The sequence below is a fragment of the Rhodococcus sp. S3 genome (assembly GCF_058211795.1).
In genome coordinates this window covers 1724106-1744495 of sequence record NZ_CM177074.1, presented here as the reverse complement: position 1 = coordinate 1744495, position 20390 = coordinate 1724106, and the positions used below count along the sequence as shown (strand labels likewise).

Below are 20390 nucleotides of genomic sequence, written 5' to 3'. Positions count from 1 at the left end.
GACAGCACATGAGCGAACGCACCACCGTCGGCACCGTCGAGGACCTGCACGCCTCCGCGACCCGTTTGACGGGCCTGACCGGTTTCGGCGACGACGACTACCGTGACGGGCTCGGGATCCTGCTCGAATCGTATGCGCGGGACGAGAAGCTCACCCCGCTCGGCAGCAAGATGTCGCGGGTCTTCCTGCGCGGCGCCCTCGTGGCGCGGTTGCTGTCGGAATCGGCCTGGGCCGCCCATCCCGAGCACGCCGACGTCCCGATCACCCGGCCGATCTTCGTCACCGGCCTGCCCCGCACCGGCACGACGGCACTGCACCGTCTGCTCGCCGCGGATCCCGCCCATCAGGGACTCGAGATGTGGCTGACCGAGATGCCGCAGCCCCGGCCGCCCCGCGAGACCTGGGCGGAGAACCCGGTCTTCGCCGGTATCGAGGCCGGGTTCGCGCAGCACCACATCGAGCATCCCGAGTTCATGGGTGTGCACTACATGTCCGCCGCCGAGGTCGAGGAATGCTGGCAGCTTCTGCGCCAGTCGTTCCGCTCGATCTCCTACGAGTGCCTGGCCCACCTGCCCACCTACTCGCAGTGGCTCGCGGAGCAGGACTGGACGGCGGCCTACGCCCGGCACCGGAGGAACCTGCAGCTCATCGGGCTGCCGGACGCCGACAAGCGGTGGGTGCTCAAGAATCCCAGCCACCTGTTCGCACTGGACGAACTGCTCGCGGTGTATCCGGACGCGCTCGTCGTCGTCACCCACCGCGATCCGCGCACCGTGATCCCGTCGGTGTGCAGCCTCGCAGCGCAGGCCACGGAAGGATGGTCCGAAGCGTTCGTCGGCGAGACGATCGGGCGCAGCCAGCTCGACCTCTGGGCACGGGGTTTCGATCATTTCACCGAGGTGCGCCGCCGGCACGATCCCGCCCGTTTCGTCGACGTGGACTACCGGGATTTCGTCGCCGATCCGCTCGGCACCGTCGGCGGTCTGTACGACCGGTTCGGTCTGCCGTTCACCGCGGAAGCCGAACGCGCGATGGCCGACCTGCACGAAGAAAGCCGCAGCGGGGCAAGGAAACCCGCGCACCGGTACACACTCGAGGAGTTCGGGCTGAGTGTGGGCGAGGTCGACGAGCGTTTCCGCGACTACGCGTACCGCTGAACCCGGCACGAAAGGCACCGGAAACCGGTGTGCCCTGGCTACCCGCGCGTTCGTCCGTGGGATGATGGAGGCATGCCCGCACCACTCCCCCTCGACCCCATCGCCGAAGCCCACCGCCAGTGGACCGCCCACGGCTGGGGCGAAGTCGCCGACGGCATGGCCGCGGTCACCTCGGTGATGCGGGCGCAGCAGATCATGATGGCGCGGGTCGAGGAGGTGCTCAAGCCCTTCGGCCTGACCTTTGCCCGCTACGAACTCCTCACGCTGCTGCATTTCACCAGGTCGGGGGCGTTGCCGATGGCGAAGGCCAGTGCGCGCCTGCAGGTGCACCCCACCAGCGTCACCAACGCCGTCGACCGCCTCGAGAAGGCCGGACTGGTCCGGCGTACCCCGCATCCGAGCGATCGACGGGCCACACTCATCGAACTCACCGACGAGGGACGGGCATTGGCGATCCAGGCAACCGAGAAGCTCAACACGGAGGTCTTCGCCCGGCCGGGTATCCCCGAGGAGCACATCGACACACTGCTGCGCATCATCGCGACGATGCGGCACGACGCCGGCGACTTCGACACCGGCGGTGCGCCTTCCAAGTGGTGAGGCGCAAGAGACGGCCGAGAAACGAGAAGGGCCGCCCCGTTCGGGGCGGCCCTTCGTCGTACAGATGGTGCGGATCAGGCGTGCTTGAACTCCGGCGCGCGCTTCTCGACGAAGGCCGCCATGCCTTCCTTCTGGTCGGCGGTGGCGAACGTCGAATGGAACACGCGGCGCTCGAACTTCACGCCCTCGGCCAGCGTCGTCTCGAAGGAGCGGTTGACGGCCTCCTTCGCCATGATCGCGACGGGCAGCGACATCGACGCGATGGTCGTCGCCGTCTCGAGTGCCACGTCGAACAGTTCGGCGGCAGGAACGATGCGCGAGACGAGTCCGGCGCGCTCGGCCTCCTCGGCGTCCATGTTGCGGCCGGTCAGGCACATGTCCATGGCCTTGGCCTTGCCCACGGCGCGGGTGAGGCGCTGCGATCCGCCGATGCCCGGGATGACGCCGAGCTTGATCTCGGGCTGACCGAACTTGGCGGTGTCGGACGCGATGATGAAGTCGCACAGCATCGCCAGCTCGCAGCCGCCGCCGAGCGCGTAGCCCGACACCGCGGCGACGATCGGCTTGCGGACGGACGAGAGCCGATCCCACTGCGAGAACAGGTCTTCCGCGTAGACCTCGGCGAAGGTCTTCGGAGCCATCTCCTTGATGTCGGCACCGGCGGCGAACGCCTTCTCCGAGCCGGTGAGCAGGATCGCACCGATCTCGTCGTCCGCGTCGAGTTCCTCGACGGCGGCGACGACCTCACGCATCAACTGGCTGTTGAGGGCGTTGAGCGCCTTCGGCCGGTTGAGGGTGACGATGCCGACGCGGCCCTTGCGGTCGAGCAGGATGGTCTCGAAATCGGTCACTGGCTGTCCTTCGCGGTCGAGCGGTCTCGGATGTCGGTGATGATGGCGGAGAAGTCGAGTCCTCCACCACCCTCGGTGTTGAAACGATGGTAGAGCTCGGCTGCACGCAGTCCGAGTTCGGCCTCGACACCGTTGGCCCGCACCGCGTTCGCGGCCAGTCCGAGATCCTTGTCCATGAGCGCGGCCGCGAAGCCCGGCTGGTAGTCGTTGTTCGCGGGGGTGGTCGGGACGGGGCCCGGCACCGGGCAGTTGCTCGTCAGCGCCCAGCACTGACCGGACGCGTTGGACGCGACGTCGAACAGTGCCTGGTTGTCGAGGCCCAGCTTCTCGCCGAGGACGAACGCCTCGCTGATGGCGATCATCGAGATGCCCAGGATCATGTTGTTGCAGATCTTCGCGGCCTGGCCGTTGCCCGACCCGCCGCAGTGGACGATCTTGCGTCCCATGGCCTCGAGCAGCGGCTTCGCGGTGGCGAAGTCGTCCTCGCTGCCGCCGACCATGAACGCGAGGGTGCCTGCGGCGGCACCGGCGACACCGCCGGAGACCGGGGCGTCGACGGCACGGTGACCGGCCTTCTGAGCCTTCTCCGCCGCCGCGCGGGCGTCGGCGACGTCGATCGTCGAGCTGTCGACGAACAGTGTGTTCGCCCCGGCCGCGGGCAGGATCTCGTCGTACAGGTCGAGGACGAGCTTGCCGTTGGGCAGCATGGTGATCACGACCTGGGCACCGCGCACCGCATCGATCGCGGCCTCGGCGACGGTGATGCCGTTCTTCGTGGCCTCTTCCTGCGCAGCGGGAACCGGGTCGTACCCGGTGACGGTGTACCCGGCGCGGACGAGGTTCGCGGCCATCGGCCCGCCCATGTGTCCGAGGCCGAGGAAGGCGACGGTGGGAAGTTCACTCATCGGTCGTTCTCCTTGGGAGCGGCGAGCCCGAGTTCGAGATCGCCGAGCGGCTGGAAGTAGGCGTCGACGTCGGCCTCGGTGACATCGGCGAGGGTCGCCGGCGACCACTGCGGGTTGCGGTCCTTGTCGACGACCTGTGCGCGGATGCCCTCGACGAGGTCGTGCGACTTCAGCGAGGCGGTCGAGACCCGGAACTCCTCGTTCAGCACCTCTTCGAGGCTGCCGAGCTGCCGGGCGTGACGCAGCGACCGCAGGGTCACCTTCAGTGCGACAGGCGATTTCGCGAGCACCTGGTCGGCGGTCTCGCGTGCCTCCGGAACATCGGAGGCCTGGAGGCGTTCGACGATCTCCTCGACGGTGTCGGCGGAGTACGCCGCGTCGATCCACTCGCGCTGTGCGAGCAGCGCCGATTCCGGTGCGGGCTGCGAGTATTCGGCGAGCGCGTCCTCGAGCGAGCCGGATTCGAGTGCGGCGACGAACTTGTCGAGTGACTCGGACGGCAGGTAGTGGTCGGCGAAGCCCAGAGCGATGGCGTCGCCTGCCTTCATCCGTCCGGTGGTCAGCGCGATGTGCGTGCCGATCTCGCCGGGCGTGCGCGAGAGCAGGTAGGTGCCGCCGACGTCGGGAACGAATCCGATCCCGGTCTCGGGCATCGCGATGCTCGAGCGTTCGGTGACGATCCGGACGTTGCCGTGCGCCGAGATCCCGACGCCGCCGCCCATGACGATGCCGTCCATGATCGCGATGTACGGCTTCGGGTAGCGACCGATGGCAGCGTTGAGGATGTACTCGTCGCGCCAGAAGTCCTGCGATCCCGTGCCGCCGTCCTTGGCGTCGTGGTAGATCGAGACGATGTCGCCGCCGGCGCACAGACCGCGCTCACCGGCACCGCGCACCAGCACGGCACGCACCGAATCGTCGTTCTCCCACGCGCTCAGGGCCTTCGACATCTCGAGGACCATGGCGTGGTTGAGGGCGTTGATGGCCTTGGGCCGGTTGAGCGTGATACGGCCGATGCCGTCCTTCACGTCGATGAGGATCTCGGGTTCCTGCCCGGTCATGCCGCTCCGTTCTGCGCTGCGGCCACCACGCTCCGCGCGACGACCACCCGCATGATCTCGTTGGTTCCTTCCAGGATCTGATGCACGCGCAGGTCGCGCACGATCTTCTCGATCCCGTACTCGGCAAGGTAACCGTATCCGCCGTGCAACTGCAGCGCCTCGTTCGCGACCTCGAAACCGGTGTCGGTGGCGAAGCGCTTGGCCATCGCGCACAGCTCCACGACGTCGTCGGCGCCACGGTCGAGCGCGTCGGCGGCACGCCACAGCATCGTGCGTGCGGCCTCGAGTTCGATCCGCATGTCGGCGAGGCGGAACTGCAGCGCCTGCGAGTCGAGCAGCCGCTCGCCGAAGGCCTTGCGCTCGGCGAGGTAGGCGACCGCCCGGTCGAGGGCGGTCTGGCCGCCACCCACCGAGCACGCCGCGATGTTGATGCGGCCGCCGTTGAGACCGTGCATGGCGATCCGGAAGCCGCCGCCCTCGGTGCCGAGGAGGTTCTCGGCGGGCACGCGGGCGCCGTCGAGGATGACCTGGCGGGTGGGCTGCGCGTTCCAGCCCATCTTCTTCTCGTTGGCACCGAAGGACAGCCCGGGGGTGTCCTTCGGGACGATGAACGCCGAGATACCGCGGGCGCCGGTGTCGCCGGTGCGGGCCATGACCACGTAGACGTCGGACGTGCCGGCTCCGGAGATGAACTGCTTGACCCCGGTGAGCACGTACTCGTCGCCGTCACGAACGGCCTTGGTGCTCAGGGCCGCTGCGTCGGATCCGGCGCCCGGCTCGGTGAGGCAGTAGCTCGCGAGATGCTCCATCGTGCACAGCTTCGGGATCCACTGCTTGCGCTGATCGTCGTTGCCGAACTTGTCGATCATCCACGTGACCATGTTGTGGATGGAGATGTACGCGGCGATGGACGGGCAGCCCTTCGCGAGTTCCTCGAAGATGCGGACGGAGTCGAGGCGTCGCAGCCCCGATCCGCCCACGTCCTCGCGGACGTAGATCCCGCCCATGCCCAGTTCGGCAGCCTTGCGCAGCACGTCCACGGGGAAGTGCTTGCTCTGGTCCCACTCGACCGCGTTCGGGGCCAGATATTCGGTGGCGAAGTCGCGGGCGGTGTCGCGGATCGCCCGGTCGTCGTCGGTGAGAACGAACATCGATGGACCGCCTAGTTCATCGTCGGGATGACGAAGTGGTCGGTGTCGGCCACGTGCGCACCCTCGATGTCGCCTTCCTTGACACCGGACGGCCAGCGCTGCGTGACCGTCTTGGTCTTGGTGTAGAAGCGGAAGGCGTCGGGGCCGTGCTGGTTGAGATCGCCGAAGCCCGACGCCTTCCAGCCGCCGAAGGTGTAGTACGCGATCGGGACGGGGATCGGAACGTTGATGCCGACCATGCCGACCTCGACGCGGGCCGCAAAGTCGCGGGCGGTATCGCCGTCGCGGGTGAAGATCGCGACGCCGTTGCCGTACTCGTGCTCGGTCGGCAGGCGCAGGGCGTCCTCGTAGTCGCGCGCACGCACCACGGTGAGCACGGGGCCGAAGATCTCCTCCTTGTAGATGGACATCTCGGGGGTGACCTTGTCGAACAGGGTGGCGCCGGAGAAGAAGCCGTTCTCGTGTCCTTCGAGGACGAAGTCGCGGCCGTCGACGACCAGTTCCGCGCCTTCCTCGACGCCCTGGGCGATGTAACCGTGCACGCGATCGCGGGCGGCGGCGGTCACGAGCGGACCGAAGTCGGCCTTCTCGTCGAAGCTGGTGCCGATACGCAGTTCGGCGATGCGTTCGGTGAGCTTGGCGACGAGCCGGTCCGCGGTCTCCTCACCGACGGGGACGGCGACGGACAGCGCCATGCAGCGCTCACCGGCCGAGCCGTAGGCGGCGCCGACGAGTGCGTCCGCGACCTGGTCGAGGTCGGCGTCGGGCATGATGATCGCGTGGTTCTTCGCACCACCGAAGCACTGCGCGCGCTTGCCGTTCTTCGCGGCCGTCTCGTAGATGTACTGCGCGATGGGGGTCGAGCCGACGAAGCCGATCGCCTTGATGCGCGGGTCGTTGAGCAGGTAGTCGACGGCGCTCTTGTCGCCGTTGACGACGTTGAACACACCGGCGGGCAGACCGGCCTCGAGGAAGAGCTCGGCCAGGCGGAGCGGCACGGAGGGATCGCGCTCGGAAGGCTTGAGCACGAACGCGTTTCCGGCGGCGAGAGCCGGGCCGGCCTTCCACAGCGGGATCATGGCCGGGAAGTTGAACGGGGTGATGCCGGCGACGACGCCGAGGGGCTGACGCATCGAGTAGACGTCGATTCCGCCGCCCGCGGACTCGGTGTACTCACCCTTGAGCAGGTGCGGGGCTCCGATGGCGACCTCGATCACCTCGAGGCCACGCTGGATGTCGCCCTTCGCGTCGGGGACGGTCTTGCCGTGCTCGCTCGACAGCAGGTGGGCGAGCTCGTCCATGTTCTCCTGCACGAGGTACACGAACTTCATGAGGACGCGCACGCGCTTCTGAGGATTCCAGGACGCCCACACCTTCTGCGCCTCGGCGGCGTTGGCAATGACGGCGTCGACCTCGGAGTCGGCCGCGAGCGGCACGCGCGCCTGGACCCCTCCGGTGTTGGGGGCGAAGACGTCGGCGAAGCGGCCGGAGGTGCCGGCGACGTGCTGTCCGCCGACGAAGTGGGTCAATTCTCGAACGCTCATGTCCGATCCCGTCCTTTACTGGTGTGCGATGACGTGGGATGTGCGATTTTCGGCGCGAACGGGCGAAGGCCCGAAGTCTTCGCTCATCCTATAGTTGGAAGTCCACGTATGTCTACCGTCACACCGGACCGGATCGGCCGGCACCCCTCACGAAGGGTCGATATCAGCCCTCGGCGAGCTGCTGCGCCTTCGCGTACGCCAGGTGCAGGAAGTCCGCTCCGGTCAACGCCGCGAACGACCCCGCCACCAGACGCGTGAGATTCGGAGCGTAGACACGGCCGAAGACCAGCGCCGTCACCGTCCACAGGTCGAGGCAGAAGGGGCACGCCAGCAGTTCCCCGACGGCGTGACGGACCCGCGACGACTTGCGGGGCTGCTCCATCACCTCGGCCGGACCACCGGGGCCGTCGAACTTGGTGAACGGTGCCCGGACCGGGCTGGTCACCGCCGCCTTGCTCACGATGCGGGAGATCTTGTGGCTCGCGAGCGCGGTGACGACGAGATCGCCGGCATCGGGCCTCGGCATCGGCCGCCCTCGCTTGGCCGCGACGGCGCCGAGCGTGCCGACGATGGTGGCGTACACGGACATGAGCACCGCATATCCGCCGAGGGGTCGATCCTCTCCGTTCCGATAGGTGTCGACCTCGTCCTGGACCGCATGGACCGCACGTTCTGCGTTCTCTCGCGCTGTCGACGGTGCTTCCGGTGTCCGCATGAATCCTCCACTCGTGGCATGTGCTGTCGGTGGCGCGACCGGAGCCGTCACCTTCATCGGGCGGCATACCCCGAGGGCGGACAGCACAACCACCGGCGCCCGATCGCGGTCAGCGCATGCGGCGGTAGAGATCCTCGAGATCGGTGATGCCGCGGATCACCACGGCTTCGTCGGTTCCACCGGCCCGCAACGCGCGGCGCAGCAGCATCGGGTCGAGGTCCTCGGGTGCGGGGCGGAACCGTTCCGTGGGCAGCTCGGGCAACTCGGTGTCGTCGCCGTAGAAGTCCTGCGCTGCGGCCGGGTCGTCGTCGGCGTCCGCATCGTCGACGCCGCCGATCAGCGTCGCGAGGTCCACCCCGCGCAGGGTCAGGACCGCGAGCGGCTGGTCGTCGACGTGTTCTGCAAGCAGGTAGGCGACGGCCGCGGCGTGCTTGCAGGGCCACCCGTCGTCGGGGCACGTGCAGTCGAAGTCGAGCTCGCCCGCGCGTCGCGGCAGCAGGGAGGATCCCAGCTCCTCGGGAAGGATGCCCGCGGCGAGCCGCGCCAGCATGCCCGGCGACGAGCGGACGAGCGAGACGAGTTCGCCCACCGCCTCCTCGTCGAGCGTGCGCACCCGCACCGCCGAGGTGAACGGGGTGAGCTGACTGCCCTGCACATCTCCCACCGCCACTCCGGGTTCGAGTCGCATGGAGATCACCTGCCCGGCGCGCGCGTAGGCACGGCCCCGCGTCAGTCGCCCCTTCTCGGCGACCTCCTCCATCGTCGAGATCAGTTCCTTCGACCACCAGCTGCGGCCGATCGCGCCCCGCTTGGTGCGCGCCTCGATGCCGCCGTCGATCCGGCGGGCCGTGCCGTAGCGGCGTACGTTGCCCCGTGCCATCTAGTCCCCCACCGCGTCGTCGCCGAGGGTGAGCAGGGAGTGCAGCTGGTCGGTGGACAACTCGGTGATCCAGTTCTCCCCCGCCCCGACCACGATCTCGGCCAGTTCCTGTTTGCCGGTGAGCATCTCGTCGATACGCTCCTCCACCGTCCCCACACAGACGAGCTTGCGGACCTGGACGTCGCGGCGCTGCCCGATCCGGAACGCGCGGTCGGTGGCCTGGTTCTCCACCGCCGGATTCCACCACCGGTCGAGATGCACGACGTGGTTCGCAGCGGTGAGGTTCAGTCCGGTCCCGCCCGCCTTGAGCGAGAGCACCATGATCGGAGGACCGCCCTCTCCCTGGAAGCCGTCGACCATCGCGTCGCGCCGCCCCTTGGACACTCCCCCGTGCAGGAAGGGCACCGTCGTCGCGAACCGCTCCTCGAGATAGGGGACGACGAGCTCACCGAACTCGCGGAACTGCGTGAACAGCAACACCTTCTCGCCGTCGGCCAGCACCGACTCGACGATGTCCTCGACCAGACCGAGCTTGCCCGAGCGGTGCCGTCCGCGACGCAGGACGGGCGAGCCGTCGCCCAGATAGTGCGCCGGATGATTGCACACCTGCTTGAGCCGGGTCAGCGCCGCGAGCACCGCACCCTTGCGGGCCATGCCCTCCTTGTCGCGGATCCGGCGCATCATGTCGTCCACGACGGCCCGGTACAGGGCGGCCTGCTCGGCCGTGAGGTTGGCGCGCACGGTCTGCTCGAACTTCTCGGGCAGATCGGAGATCACGTCGGGATCGGTCTTGACGCGGCGCATCACGAACGGTGCGGACAGCGCCCGCAACCGCGCCGCGGCGACGGCGTCGTGATCGCGCTCGATCGGCACCGCGAACCGGGCACGGAAGGACGCCGCGCTGCCGAGCAGGGACGGATTCGCGAAGTCCAGGATCGCGCGCAGCTCCTCGAGCCGGTTCTCCACCGGGGTGCCGGTGAGTGCGATCCGGTGCGCCGCGGGCACGGCGCGCGTGGCGCGGGACTGCGCCGTCGCGGTGTTCTTCACGTGCTGGGCCTCGTCGAGGACCACGCGTTGCCAGGTCAGCGTCGCGAGCTGCGCGACGTCGCGGGCGGCGATGGCGTAGGTCGTCACCACGAGATCATGGTCGGCGGCAGCGGCGGCGAGTGCCGGTCCGCTCAGCCGCTGGGCGCCGTGGTGGACGTGCACCCGCAGGTCGGGCACGAACCGTTCGGCCTCGCGCTGCCAGTTGCCCACCACCGACATCGGGCAGACGAGCAGTGTCGGTGCCTTCCGCAGGTTCGACTCGCGTTCGTGGGCGAGCAACGCGAGGACCTGGATGGTCTTGCCCAGGCCCATGTCGTCGGCGAGCACGGCACCGAGACCGAGCCGGCTCATGAACGCGAGCCAGTCGAGGCCGCGCTGCTGGTAGGGACGCAGTTCGGCGTTCAGTCCCGCCGGCACGGGGACCGACTCGGGGTGCGCCTGACCGTCGAGCAGCATCTCGACCCAGCCGGAAGCGGAGATCTCGGTGACCTCCGCGGGCGGAGCATCGTCGCCGGTGAACTGGGCGAACAACGACCCGAGGGTCGCATCCTCGGCGGAATGCGCCGTGACGTACCGGGCCGCGCGGGCCAGTGCCTCGGCATCGGCCCGCACCCACTTGCCGCGCAGCTTGACCAGGTCACTGTTGGCCGCGACGAGCTCTTCCATCTCCGAGAGTGTGAGCAGCATGTCGCCGACGGCGAGCTGCCATTCGTACGAGACGATCGCGCTCATCCCGACCACGCTGTCGTCGGCGCTCACAGGGGCGACGGGCGACTCGACCTGCAGACGCAGCGACGGATCGACCCGGGTCCAGGCGCGCGGCAGCAGCACCGCGATGCCCGCGGCGTCGAGCTCCCGGGCGCCGTGTTCGACGAGGTCGACGACGACCGGGGTGGGCAGCAGCAGGTCGAGACTGTCGGGATCGCGGGGCACGTCCTGCAGGCGGGGATAGGCCTGGAGTGCGATCCCGAGCTTGCGCACGCCGATCTGGAGCAGGTGCGGGTCGGTGTCCTCGACGGGCAGCGGCGTCGGGGACTGGCCCTCCGGTCGCAGGCACACCTCGAGCCGCCAGATGGAGTCGGCTCCGACCCCGTCGTCGGCATCGTCCGGCTCGACGAGGCGCAACACGAGGTCGGGTTCGTATCCGGCGAGGCTGGCACGCCATTCCTCGAGCGCATCGGCCATGCGCTGGGTGCCGCGGGGATGGGGACTCCCCTCGGCCAGTGCGGCGACGAGCGGGTGCAGCGAGGTCGACGAGCCGTGCAGGGTGCGCACGATCGGGTCGGTCAGTTCGCGGCACAGATCGTCGAGGAGATCGACCGGTCGACCGAGCTGTCGCTGCGCCGGAGACATCGCGGCCGCCAGTTCGGCGGACCAGGCCCGCGTCTTCTCGCCACCGAGCAGACGCCACCGCGCCCACCACTGCTTCTCGACACGCACGAGCTCCGGTGCGACGCGGCCGGCCTGCGCCCACCTCTCGATGCCGCGGGCGACGTGCGCGAGATACCGCAGGTCGCCACCGACACCCCCGGGACGGCGCGGCATGTCCAGCAGGAGCTCGGCTGCATCCGACGGCGCGACCGCGACGGCGGGCAGCGTGCTCGGCTCGGTCTCCGTGGGGAGAGTGAGGGTGACGCGATGGCGGAACGGGCGGTCGATCCACCGGCGCAGCGCAGACGGCAGCGCGTCGGGATCGGGCTCTGCGGCGGGGTCCCACCACAGCATCAGGCCGGATCCCGGTGACCACAGCCCGTGCAACATGCCCACTATCGTGCCAGCCGCACCCGACCCCGATGGCAGGCTGGGTCCCATGGCACGCGCATACGGCTTCGCGGAGTACGGCGGTCCGGAGACACAGCAGCTGTTCGACACCCCCGTCCCCTCGCCCGGTCCGGGGCAGCTCCTCGTGGCGGTCCGGGCCGCGGGCGTGAATCCCGCCGACTGGAAGGTGCGGTCCGGACGGCGCACAGGCAGCGTCACGGTGCACTTCCCGGCGGTGCTCGGACGGGAGGTCGCGGGTGTGGTGGAGGCCGCCGGTCCGGACACCGGCTTCCGGCCGGGCGATGCCGTCTTCGGGGCCACCGCGGAGGGCTACGGCGGCTACGCCGAGTACACCCTCGTCGACGCGCGGGCTGCCGCGCTCGTGCCCGAGTCGGTGCCGTTCGAGGTGGCGGCAACCCTCCCGGTCGCGGCCGGAACGGCCTTCGACATCGTCGAGCACCTCGAGATCGTCGATGCGGACACCGTCCTCGTCCTGGGTGCCGGTGGGGGCGTCGGGTCGGCGGTGACGCAGCTCGCGCACAACGCCGGTGCCGCCGTGCTCGGCGTGGCGAGTGCGGGGAAACGGGATCTCGTCGAGTCGTGCGGCGGTCTGTGGATCGAGTCCGGCGACGGGTTCGACGCGCGGGTCGCGGCCACCGCGGAGCGGTGCGGGGCGGTGACCGCGGTCGTCGACCTCGTCGGCGGCGACGTACTCGAGCGGGCGGTCGCGCTGACGCGGGCGCCGGAACGGGTCGTGAGTGTCGCCGATCCGGCCCGCGCGGCGACGCTGGGCGGTTCGGGAATCACGCGGCGACGGACCCGGGAGGTGTTCGAGCGGGTCGCGGCGTTCGTCGAGCGTGGTGCCCTCACGCCGCGCATCGAGCGGACCTTCCCGCTCGCCGAGGCCGGGGCCGCGCTGGAACTTGTCGAGTCCGGGCACGCCGGCGGGAAGATCGTCGTCACCGTGCCCTGAAGATCCTGTCGGCAGGGCATGCCAGGATCGCCGCGTGCGTGGGGGGAACGCGACGTGGTGGGTGGCGGCAGTGGTGATCGCGGTGGCGGTGTCCTGGCTGTGGGACCGCACCGCGCCGGAGTCCGGGACGGTGCCGGGCAGCCCCACCCGAGCCGAGGTGCATGCTCTGCTCGAGCAGGTGACGGTGGTCGAGCAGCGCCGACGGGTGCCCGGCTATCAGCGGGGCTGCGGCCCGGGCGAGCGATGCGTGTTCGGCCCGGCCTGGTCCGACGATCACCCCGGTGCCGGTGGGCACGACGGCTGCGACACCCGCAACAACGTCCTCGCGCGCGACCTCACCTCCCCCACCTTCCGGGCCGGTAGCGACGACTGTGTCGTGACGAGTGGGGTCCTGAACGATCCGTACACCGGGGCGCGCGTGGAGTTCCGGCGTGCCGAGGCGATCGCCGTGCACATCGATCACATCTATCCGCTCGCTGCGGCCTGGGATCTCGGTGCCGCAGCATGGCCCGCCGAACGTCGACTCCGGTTCGCGAACGACATCACCTACAACCTCGTCGCTGTCGACGGGCAGGCCAACCTCGACAAGCGCGACGGCACGCCGGCCCAGTGGCTGCCACCGGCCGCCGGTTACCGCTGCTGGTTCGCCGGCCGGTACCTGACCGTCGCGGTGCGTTACGCGTTGCCGATCACGGTCGACGACCACCGCGCCCTGGTGAGCGCGGCGGAGTCGTGCCCGTGACACCGTCGCGGCGGAGCCGTGCCCGTGACACCTGCGCGGCGGAGCCGTGCCCGTGCCACCGCTCAGGCGGGAAGGTTGCGCGGGATCCAGTCGGGTTCGCGTTTCTCCATGAACGCCCGCATCCCTTCGCGGGGTTCGGGTGAGGTCTCGAGGGCACCGAACATCGTCTGGTAGTCGAACTGTCCGTAGCGCTCGTTGAGCATGCGCTTGACCTGGGCGCGCGCGATGGGTGCGGTGCGCAGGACCTGCCGCGCGGCCTCGAGTGCGGCCTCGCGCAGTTGCTCGTGCGGGACGACGCGGGAGATGACACCCAGGCGCTGCGCCTCGTGGGCGTCGAAGACCCGCGCCGACAACAGCAGGTCGCGGGCGACGGCGAGACCGACGTGCGCGGGCAGCGCGGCGGCGAAGGTCGCGTCGGGGATGCCCCGGAGGAGTTCGGGGACACGGAAGGTCGCGCGCTCGCTGGCGACGGCGATGTCGGACATCATCGCGACCAGCAGTCCCCCCGCCTGGCAGATGCCGTTGACGGCGGAGATGACGGGGGCGCGACTGTCGCGGATGGTCAGGAACGGGACGACGTCCACTCCCGAGAGGCCCTCGGGCAGATCGTCGCCGGGTTCGGCGCGACCGCCGAGGTCACCGCCGGGCGCGAAGACGTCGTCGACACCGGTGATGACGAGGGCGGCGAGGTCGGGATCGGAATTGACCAGTCGCACCGCACGTTTGAGCCCGTAGTACATCGCCGGGGTGAACGCGTTGCGTGCTGCGGGCCGGTCGATGATGCACCAGCCGATCGCGCCTTCCCGTTCGAATCTCAGTCCACCTGCACCCAGATCGTCTCCCATGCATCGGACAGTATATCATTCTTTCCAGTGAGAACAGCATGCTCGTCCGAGAACATCGATGTTTCCGCATGCGTCGGGTCTACGGTGAGGAAATGCTCGAGCGCATCTCCAAGGACACCCGGCTGTGCATCTCGATGTCCGGCCGTCCCAGCAACATCGGCACCCGGTTCCACAACTATCTCTACGAGGAACTCGGCCTCGACTTCGTCTACAAGGCGTTCGCGCCCGCGAACATCGAGGACGCCGTGGCGGGGATACGCGGCCTGGGCATCCGCGGCGCCGGGGTGTCGATGCCGTTCAAGGAAGCCGTACTGCCCCTCGTCGACGTACTGCACGATTCGGCGCGGGCCATCGAGTCCGTGAACACGATCGTCAACGACGACGGCGTCCTGCACGCCTACAACACCGACTACCAGGCGGTGAGCGATCTGCTCGTCGAGCACGGCGTCGACTCCACCCTGCCCGTCACGGTGGTGGGCAGCGGCGGCATGGCGAAGGCAGTGACAGCGGCGCTGCGCCACAACGGATTCACCGACGGAACGATCGTCGCGCGCAACGAGGACACCGGACGGCCGCTCGCGCGCAAGTACGGCTACGAATGGCGCGCCGACACGAGCGACGTCGCGCCCGGGCTGATCGTCAACGCCACTCCGATCGGGATGACGGGCGGCGCCGAATCGGGCGACCTGCCGCTCCCCCACGACTTCGTCGCCGCAGCGTCGACCGTCTTCGACGTCGTGGCCGTCCCGCCGGACACCCCGCTCGTCCGCTTCGCCCGCGAGCACGACATCCCGGTGATCACGGGCGACGAGGTCATCGCGCTGCAGGCGGCCCTGCAGTTCGAGCTCTACACGGGGGTGACCCCGACGCGCGAGCAGGTGCGCCGCGCGTCGGAGTACTCCCGTTCCTGAACGGCAGGAACCGAGGACGACTCCGCCGTCAGACGATTCCGCCCTGCTCGAGACCGTCGAGCACCACGGTGGCGGCGTCGACCGCGACGTTCATCTCGAGGCGGGTGATGTCGTGCGTGGCGGGGTTCTGCAGACCGAAGTTGTTGACCCACGCGGCCGTTCGTGCCGACTGGAACATGAACGTGGTGGTCTCGGTGTCCCCCACCAGGTCGCCGACGAACCAGCCGGTGAAGAACGGTCCGAGGTCGACGCTGTAGACCGCCTCGAACTCCTCGGCGATCACGGGCGCAGCATCGACGAGCGCTTCACCGAAGGTGTAGAAGTCGCGGGTGTGCTCGGGCGTCGATCCGATGGTCACGAGCGCTTCCGGGAAGTCGACCACCAGGTGGGCGACGATCGCGCCGAGCAACACGCGACCGGGGCTGCGGTCGCACTGTTCGGTGAGCGCGAGCGCTTCCGCCCAGTGCGGCGCCGGCGACCCGCCGGCCACGTACTCGTGCAGATTCGCCAGGTAGAGACGCACCACTTCGACGGCGAGCGCGGACGCCCATTCCGGATCGTCATAGATCCCGGAGTCGAGGGTCGGGCCGGTGAGTTCGAGGATCTCGTCGAAGGCGAGGACGAACGTGCCGCGGTAGTCGTCGCTGCGGGTGAGGAGGTCGCGCAGCTCGGCGATCCGGGTGCGGGCGTCGTCGAAGGTGTCGATTCCCGCGGGATCGGTCAGGGCGGCGATCTCGGCCTGGGGAGCGGCGGATACGCAGTGGGACGGTGCCGTATCGGCCGGCACCGGCGCGGCCGAGACGGTCGGTGCGGCGAGCAGCGTCGCCAGGACTGCAGCACCTACCGTGAGCGTCGTACGGCCTCGGGCGAAATGTTTCATTTGCGTTAATTTACCGGGCGTTTCTCCGGGATACTCCGGGTTTCCCATTCGCGGCCGGCTCCGGCGTGCAGTTCTCGTCGGCGATCTCGCGCATCGTCGACGAGAACTACGCATCGGTCGGCGGCTCGCCGCTCAGCTGCCCGTGGCGACCTCCCGCTTCGGGTCGGCCGACCACTGCGACCACGAACCCGGATACAGGGCGGCGTCGATGCCCGCGATCTCCAGTGCAGCGATCTCGTGTGCGGCATTGATTCCGGATCCGCAGTACACGGCGACGTCGGTGCGCTTCACGCCCAGCTTCGAGAAGCGGTATGCGATCTGATCCGCGGGCAGGAACGACCCGTCCTGACGGAGGTTCTCGGTGGTCGGCGCGCTGACCGCCCCGGGGATGTGGCCCGCCCGGCGGTCCACCGGCTCCTCGTCGCCGCGGTACCGCGCGTGGGCGCGCGCATCGAGCAGAACTCCGTGGGACGCGTAGGTCGCGGCCTCGTCGGGACCGATCGTGGGCATGTGGCCGGGGCTCAACGTCACGTTGCCGGGCTTCTTCTCGCCGCCCGGACCTGCGGAGAGAGGGTGCCCACCGGCGATCCACGCCTGCAGTCCGCCGTCGAGCAGCCGCACCTCGGAGTGACCGGCCCAGCGCAACAGCCACCACGCGCGGGCCGCGGCCAGATCGCCGCTGTCGTCGTATGCGACGACGAGAGCACCGTCGTCGATCCCCCACCGGCGTGCGATGGCCTGGAAACGGTCGATGTCGGGCAGCGGATGACGGCCGAGCTCGGGCGCGGGCGGATCGGCGAGATCCTCGTCCAGGTCGACGTAGACCGCGCCGCTGATGTGTCCTTCGAGGAATCGGTCCCGCCCGTGTCTGTCACCGAGCGCCCAGCGGACGTCGAGTATCACCGGCGACCGGCCCTGCTCGATCATCTCGGCGAGTTCGACGGTGGAGAGGAGAACGGGAGTATCGGACATGATCCGATCCTGACACGAACGGCACACGCCGTTCCGGCTTTGGGGCGACACGCCGTGCGTGCCGGGACGACCCCGGCAAGCGGACACGCCCTGTGCACGTCCGATTCGAGGGTTTTGCGTCTCGGTTCGGGATTGGCGTGGGGGTTGGTCTGATTTGACGTGCGGAGAGCACTATCGTCGAGACGTGAGCAACCGCCAACCGACGAGCCCAGCCGCCCCGCCTGAGCCGGAGCAGTTCCCGGTGTTGTGGCCCATGCAGACGCGTTGGGCCGACAACGACCATTACGGCCACGTCAACAACGTCACGTACTACTCGTACTTCGACTCGGCGGTCAACGGGTGGCTCATCTCCACCACCGGTGTCGACATCCGCGAACTCGACGCGATCGGGGTCGTGGCCGAGACCTCCTGCCGCTATCTCGCCGAATTGTCCTTCCCCGACCGCCTGCAGGTCGGACTGGCGGTCGAACGTCTGGGCACACAGTCGATCACCTATTCGCTCGCAATCTTCCGGGAGGCCGACGACACCCTGATCCCGGCGGCGACCGGCCGGTTCGTCCACGTCTACGTCGATCCGCAGACGCGCCGCCCCGTCCCGATCCCCGATCAGATCCGCAAGGCCGCCGCCCAGCTGGCCACGCCGAACGCGGGCCGCTGACGCCCTACGTCGCGTCGTCTCCGCTGCGCCCGGCCGCCCGGGCCAGCAGCGGAGCCGTCCGCTGCGGGACGAGGTCCTGCATGACCAGCGACATGTCCGTGCGCTCGACGCCGCGAATCTTCAGGATCCGGCCCGCGAGCCGATAGAGGTCGTCGGCGTCACGGGCGACCACCTTCACCGACAGGTCGATCTGCCCGGTCAGCCCGTAGACCTCGGTGACCTCGGGGATCTGTGCGAGTTCGTCGACGACCTCGTCGAGACGGTGCTGATCGACCCGGGTGGCCACGTAGGCGGCGAGCGGATAACCCAGGCTGACGGGATCCACCCGCCGGTCGAACGAGGCGAGCACGCCCTCGGCCTCCCATCGGGCGAGACGCGCCTGGACGGTGTTGCGGGACAACCCGAGACGCTGCGCGAGTTCCACTCCCGTGGCCCGTGGTGTGCGCGCGAGTTCGAGCAGCAGACGCGCATCGGTGGCATCCAGACTGGTCATTCTTCGCAGTCTGCCAGCTGTACGCACCCTGAAACCGTGCTTTCTGCACGGTCGGGGGCGGATCGATTGCGCACGCGCGATTTGCCCGGATGATGTGATGTACGGCACACATCATCCGGCCGGGCCTCACGAGGGCACGCCGGATCCGCACCGACGAGGTGATCAGATGGTTGTACCGACCGCCTATCCGGTCCAGTTGATCCAGCCCGACGGGCGACGCGTCCTCGACACCGAGTACGGCCCACTCGTCGCCGACGTCGGCCCCGACGAACTGCGCGGGCTCTACCGCGACATGGTCGTCGCGCGACGCGTCGACGCGGAGGCCACGGCCCTTCAACGGCAGGGCGAGCTCGGCCTCTGGGCGCCGCTCCAGGGCCAGGAGGCCGCGCAGGTCGGCTCCGCCCGGGCACTCGCGCCCGACGACTACGTCTTCACCAGCTACCGCGAGCACGCCGTCGCATTGTGCCGCGGCGTCGACCCCGCCGACATGACCCGCCTGTGGCGTGGGTGCGGCCTGTCCGGATGGGATCCGCAGACGGTCGGCACCACCAACCCGGCGATCGTCGTCGGCGCCCAGGGCCTGCACGCCACCGGTTACGCGATGGGCGCGAAGCTCGACGGTGCCGAGATCGCCACCGTCGTGTACTTCGGCGACGGCGCCACGAGCCAGGGCGACCTCTCGGAGGCCATGGTCTTCTCCGTCAGCTGGGGTGTCGGCGTGGTGTTCATCTGCCAGAACAACCACTGGGCGATCAGCGTGCCCACCCATGTGCAGAGCCCGGTCCCTCTGGCCCGGCGCGCCGCCGGATTCGGGATGCCGGCCGTGCAGGTCGACGGCAACGACGTCCTCGCAGTCCTGGCGGTGACCCGGCGCGCCGTCCGGCATGCCCGCGAGGGTGCCGGACCGTTCTTCATCGAGGCACTCACCTACCGCATGGGCCCGCACACGACCTCCGACGACCCCACCCGCTACCGCACACCCGCCGATATCGAGGAGTGGAAGGCACGCGACCCCATCGATCGGCTGCGACGACTGCTCGAACGCGAGGGGCACGCGGACGAGGACTTCTTCGACGAGGTCCGGTCGGCCGCCGACGATGCCGCGATGCGGCTACGACGCGGCACGCTCGGGATGCCCGACCCCGAACCCGACGCCCTGTTCGACCACGTCTACGCCACCGAGCATCCGCTCGTCGAACAGGAACGTGCTGACTACGCCGAGTATCTGGCGAGTTTCGGACCCACGGAGGAGGCGCGACGATGACCACCACGACGATGACCCTCGGCGGCGCCCTCAACGCCGGACTCCGCCGTGCACTCGAACACGACCCCAAGGTCGTCATCATGGGCGAGGACGTCGGCACCCTCGGTGGTGTCTTCCGCATCACCGACACCTTGCAGAAGGATTTCGGTGAGGGTCGCGTGATCGACACTCCGCTCGCCGAATCCGGGATCGTGGGAACGGCCTTCGGGATGGCGCTGCGCGGCTATCGGCCCGTGTGCGAGATCCAGTTCGACGGTTTCGTCTATCCGGCCTTCGACCAGATCGTCTCGCAGGTCGCGAAGATCCACTACCGCACCGCCGGTGCCGTGGTGGCCCCGTTGACCGTCCGGATCCCCTACGGTGGCGGCATCGGTGCGGTCGAACACCATTCGGAATCACCGGAGGTGTACTTCACCCACACCGCGGGTCTGCGGGTCGTGAGCCCGAGCACTCCATCCGATGCGTACTGGATGATCCAGCAGGCCGTCGCGCTCGACGACCCGGTGATCTTCCTCGAGCCGAAGCACCGCTACTGGGAACGCGGTGAGGTCGACACGGACACCGCACCCGACCTCCCGCTCACGTCCGCGCGGGTCGTCCGCTCCGGTTCCGACGCGACGGTCGTGACCTTCGGTGCGCTGGTCGGCACCGCGCTGCGCGCAGCCGAGATCGCCGAGGCGGAAGGACATTCGCTCGAGGTCGTCGATCTGAGGTCGCTGTCCCCCATCGACTTCGACACGATCGAGGCGTCGGTGCGACGGACCGGCCGGCTCGTCGTCGTGCAGGAGGCGCCGGTCTTCTGCGGCATCGGCGCGGAGATCGCCGCCCGCACGACCGAGCGGTGCTTCTATCAGCTCGAGGCACCGGTCCTGCGGGTCGGCGGATTCGACATCCCCTACCCCCCGGCCAAACTCGAATCCCACCACCGCCCCGACCCGGATCGCATTCTCGACGCGGTCGACCGCGCACTCGCAGCGTGA

20 protein-coding genes are annotated in these 20390 nt (G+C 69.2%); 8 read left to right on the top strand and 12 right to left on the bottom strand.

Annotated features, from left to right (window positions below; all coding sequences use genetic code 11):
- The first annotated feature begins 8 nt into the window (after window positions 1-8).
- The gene (locus tag AC0LPE_RS08145; protein ID WP_145691558.1) at window positions 9-1157 is read left to right on the top strand and encodes a sulfotransferase family protein; all 1149 of its coding nucleotides are present in this window, start codon (window positions 9-11) and stop codon (window positions 1155-1157) included.
- Window positions 1158-1229: 72 nt separating this feature from the next.
- Window positions 1230-1757 carry a MarR family winged helix-turn-helix transcriptional regulator gene (locus AC0LPE_RS08140; RefSeq protein WP_006552564.1) on the top strand — a complete coding sequence of 176 codons (528 nt, stop codon included), beginning with the start codon at window positions 1230-1232 and terminating at the stop codon, window positions 1755-1757.
- Window positions 1758-1831: 74 nt separating this feature from the next.
- Here AC0LPE_RS08140 and AC0LPE_RS08135 read toward each other — a convergent pair whose 3' ends face one another.
- The 8 genes from AC0LPE_RS08135 to AC0LPE_RS08100 form a co-directional block, all read right to left on the bottom strand.
- Window positions 1832-2608: an enoyl-CoA hydratase gene (locus AC0LPE_RS08135; protein ID WP_006552563.1), complete on the bottom strand. Its 777-nt coding sequence runs from the start codon at window positions 2606-2608 to the stop codon at window positions 1832-1834.
- Window positions 2605-3513 (bottom strand): 3-hydroxyisobutyrate dehydrogenase, encoded by a 909-nt coding sequence (gene mmsB, locus AC0LPE_RS08130; protein ID WP_145691556.1) that lies wholly within the window; start codon window positions 3511-3513, stop codon window positions 2605-2607. The genes AC0LPE_RS08135 and mmsB overlap by 4 nt, the downstream gene beginning before the upstream one ends.
- Window positions 3510-4574: an enoyl-CoA hydratase/isomerase family protein gene (locus AC0LPE_RS08125; protein WP_145691555.1), complete on the bottom strand. Its 1065-nt coding sequence runs from the start codon at window positions 4572-4574 to the stop codon at window positions 3510-3512. Before AC0LPE_RS08125 ends, mmsB begins: the two co-directional genes overlap by 4 nt.
- Window positions 4571-5725 carry an isobutyryl-CoA dehydrogenase gene (locus AC0LPE_RS08120; protein ID WP_088899327.1) on the bottom strand — a complete coding sequence of 385 codons (1155 nt, stop codon included), beginning with the start codon at window positions 5723-5725 and terminating at the stop codon, window positions 4571-4573. The genes AC0LPE_RS08125 and AC0LPE_RS08120 overlap by 4 nt, the downstream gene beginning before the upstream one ends.
- Before the next feature lie 11 nt (window positions 5726-5736).
- A complete protein-coding gene (locus AC0LPE_RS08115) occupies window positions 5737-7269 on the bottom strand; it encodes a CoA-acylating methylmalonate-semialdehyde dehydrogenase (protein WP_490606005.1) in 1533 nt (510 codons plus the stop codon).
- A gap of 163 nt (window positions 7270-7432) precedes the next feature.
- Window positions 7433-7984, bottom strand: coding sequence for a DUF1360 domain-containing protein (locus AC0LPE_RS08110; RefSeq protein ID WP_145691553.1), 552 nt, complete (start codon window positions 7982-7984; stop codon window positions 7433-7435).
- Between the two features lie 109 nt (window positions 7985-8093).
- Window positions 8094-8864 (bottom strand): SWIM zinc finger family protein, encoded by a 771-nt coding sequence (locus AC0LPE_RS08105; protein ID WP_145691552.1) that lies wholly within the window; start codon window positions 8862-8864, stop codon window positions 8094-8096.
- Window positions 8865-11672, bottom strand: a complete 2808-nt coding sequence (locus AC0LPE_RS08100) for a DEAD/DEAH box helicase (protein ID WP_490606004.1) — start codon at window positions 11670-11672, stop codon at window positions 8865-8867. It lies immediately after the preceding gene.
- A 49-nt stretch (window positions 11673-11721) separates the two neighbouring features.
- Here AC0LPE_RS08100 and AC0LPE_RS08095 point away from each other — a divergent pair, with 49 nt between their 5' ends.
- Window positions 11722-12645, top strand: a complete 924-nt coding sequence (locus AC0LPE_RS08095; protein WP_160877182.1) for an alcohol dehydrogenase catalytic domain-containing protein — start codon at window positions 11722-11724, stop codon at window positions 12643-12645.
- 70 nt (window positions 12646-12715) lie between these two features.
- Window positions 12716-13387 (top strand): HNH endonuclease family protein, encoded by a 672-nt coding sequence (locus AC0LPE_RS08090; RefSeq protein WP_160877210.1) that lies wholly within the window; start codon window positions 12716-12718, stop codon window positions 13385-13387.
- Window positions 13388-13449: 62 nt separating this feature from the next.
- Here the strand turns inward: AC0LPE_RS08090 and AC0LPE_RS08085 are convergent, their stop codons facing one another.
- On the bottom strand, window positions 13450-14232 hold the full coding sequence (locus AC0LPE_RS08085; RefSeq protein ID WP_088899332.1) for an enoyl-CoA hydratase/isomerase family protein: 783 nt from the start codon (window positions 14230-14232) through the stop codon (window positions 13450-13452).
- A gap of 92 nt (window positions 14233-14324) precedes the next feature.
- On the opposite strand from AC0LPE_RS08085, the gene AC0LPE_RS08080 reads away from it, so the two are divergent.
- Window positions 14325-15143, top strand: a complete 819-nt coding sequence (locus AC0LPE_RS08080) for a shikimate 5-dehydrogenase (protein ID WP_229567806.1) — start codon at window positions 14325-14327, stop codon at window positions 15141-15143.
- A gap of 28 nt (window positions 15144-15171) precedes the next feature.
- Here AC0LPE_RS08080 and AC0LPE_RS08075 read toward each other — a convergent pair whose 3' ends face one another.
- Window positions 15172-16023: a DUF5995 family protein gene (locus AC0LPE_RS08075; protein WP_160877180.1), complete on the bottom strand. Its 852-nt coding sequence runs from the start codon at window positions 16021-16023 to the stop codon at window positions 15172-15174.
- Between the two features lie 132 nt (window positions 16024-16155).
- The gene (locus AC0LPE_RS08070; protein ID WP_490606003.1) at window positions 16156-16995 is read right to left on the bottom strand and encodes a sulfurtransferase; all 840 of its coding nucleotides are present in this window, start codon (window positions 16993-16995) and stop codon (window positions 16156-16158) included.
- Between the two features lie 184 nt (window positions 16996-17179).
- Here AC0LPE_RS08070 and AC0LPE_RS08065 point away from each other — a divergent pair, with 184 nt between their 5' ends.
- A complete protein-coding gene (locus tag AC0LPE_RS08065; RefSeq protein WP_024103679.1) occupies window positions 17180-17653 on the top strand; it encodes an acyl-CoA thioesterase in 474 nt (157 codons plus the stop codon).
- 4 nt (window positions 17654-17657) lie between these two features.
- On the opposite strand, the gene AC0LPE_RS08060 is transcribed toward AC0LPE_RS08065, so the two are convergent.
- Entirely contained in the window at window positions 17658-18146 is a 489-nt protein-coding gene (locus AC0LPE_RS08060; protein WP_490606002.1) for an Lrp/AsnC family transcriptional regulator, read from the bottom strand.
- A 166-nt stretch (window positions 18147-18312) separates the two neighbouring features.
- Between AC0LPE_RS08060 and pdhA the strand changes: the two genes are divergently transcribed.
- Both pdhA and AC0LPE_RS08050 read left to right on the top strand, forming a co-directional pair.
- Window positions 18313-19410, top strand: a complete 1098-nt coding sequence (pdhA, locus tag AC0LPE_RS08055) for a pyruvate dehydrogenase (acetyl-transferring) E1 component subunit alpha (RefSeq protein ID WP_490606001.1) — start codon at window positions 18313-18315, stop codon at window positions 19408-19410.
- Entirely contained in the window at window positions 19407-20390 is a 984-nt protein-coding gene (locus tag AC0LPE_RS08050) for an alpha-ketoacid dehydrogenase subunit beta (RefSeq protein ID WP_016693765.1), read from the top strand. The genes pdhA and AC0LPE_RS08050 overlap by 4 nt, the downstream gene beginning before the upstream one ends.

Excerpts from the sequence above, each read along its gene's own strand:
- AC0LPE_RS08075 (WP_160877180.1), bottom strand. The coding sequence starts at position 16,023 with ATGAAACATTTCGCCCGAGGCCGTACGACGCTCACGGTAGGTGCTGCA.
- AC0LPE_RS08115 (WP_490606005.1), bottom strand. The coding sequence starts at position 7,269 with ATGAGCGTTCGAGAATTGACCCACTTCGTCGGCGGACAGCACGTCGCC.
- AC0LPE_RS08095 (WP_160877182.1), top strand. The coding sequence starts at position 11,722 with ATGGCACGCGCATACGGCTTCGCGGAGTACGGCGGTCCGGAGACACAG.
- AC0LPE_RS08125 (WP_145691555.1), bottom strand. The coding sequence starts at position 4,574 with ATGACCGGGCAGGAACCCGAGATCCTCATCGACGTGAAGGACGGCATC.
- AC0LPE_RS08100 (WP_490606004.1), bottom strand. The coding sequence starts at position 11,672 with ATGTTGCACGGGCTGTGGTCACCGGGATCCGGCCTGATGCTGTGGTGG.
- AC0LPE_RS08050 (WP_016693765.1), top strand. The coding sequence starts at position 19,407 with ATGACCACCACGACGATGACCCTCGGCGGCGCCCTCAACGCCGGACTC.
- AC0LPE_RS08060 (WP_490606002.1), bottom strand. The coding sequence starts at position 18,146 with ATGACCAGTCTGGATGCCACCGATGCGCGTCTGCTGCTCGAACTCGCG.
- AC0LPE_RS08080 (WP_229567806.1), top strand. The coding sequence starts at position 14,325 with ATGCTCGAGCGCATCTCCAAGGACACCCGGCTGTGCATCTCGATGTCC.
- pdhA (WP_490606001.1), top strand. The coding sequence starts at position 18,313 with ATGGTTGTACCGACCGCCTATCCGGTCCAGTTGATCCAGCCCGACGGG.
- AC0LPE_RS08120 (WP_088899327.1), bottom strand. The coding sequence starts at position 5,725 with ATGTTCGTTCTCACCGACGACGACCGGGCGATCCGCGACACCGCCCGC.
- mmsB (WP_145691556.1), bottom strand. The coding sequence starts at position 3,513 with ATGAGTGAACTTCCCACCGTCGCCTTCCTCGGCCTCGGACACATGGGC.
- AC0LPE_RS08110 (WP_145691553.1), bottom strand. The coding sequence starts at position 7,984 with ATGCGGACACCGGAAGCACCGTCGACAGCGCGAGAGAACGCAGAACGT.
- AC0LPE_RS08105 (WP_145691552.1), bottom strand. The coding sequence starts at position 8,864 with ATGGCACGGGGCAACGTACGCCGCTACGGCACGGCCCGCCGGATCGAC.
- AC0LPE_RS08145 (WP_145691558.1), top strand. The coding sequence starts at position 9 with ATGAGCGAACGCACCACCGTCGGCACCGTCGAGGACCTGCACGCCTCC.
- AC0LPE_RS08085 (WP_088899332.1), bottom strand. The coding sequence starts at position 14,232 with ATGGGAGACGATCTGGGTGCAGGTGGACTGAGATTCGAACGGGAAGGC.
- AC0LPE_RS08070 (WP_490606003.1), bottom strand. The coding sequence starts at position 16,995 with ATGTCCGATACTCCCGTTCTCCTCTCCACCGTCGAACTCGCCGAGATG.
- AC0LPE_RS08140 (WP_006552564.1), top strand. The coding sequence starts at position 1,230 with ATGCCCGCACCACTCCCCCTCGACCCCATCGCCGAAGCCCACCGCCAG.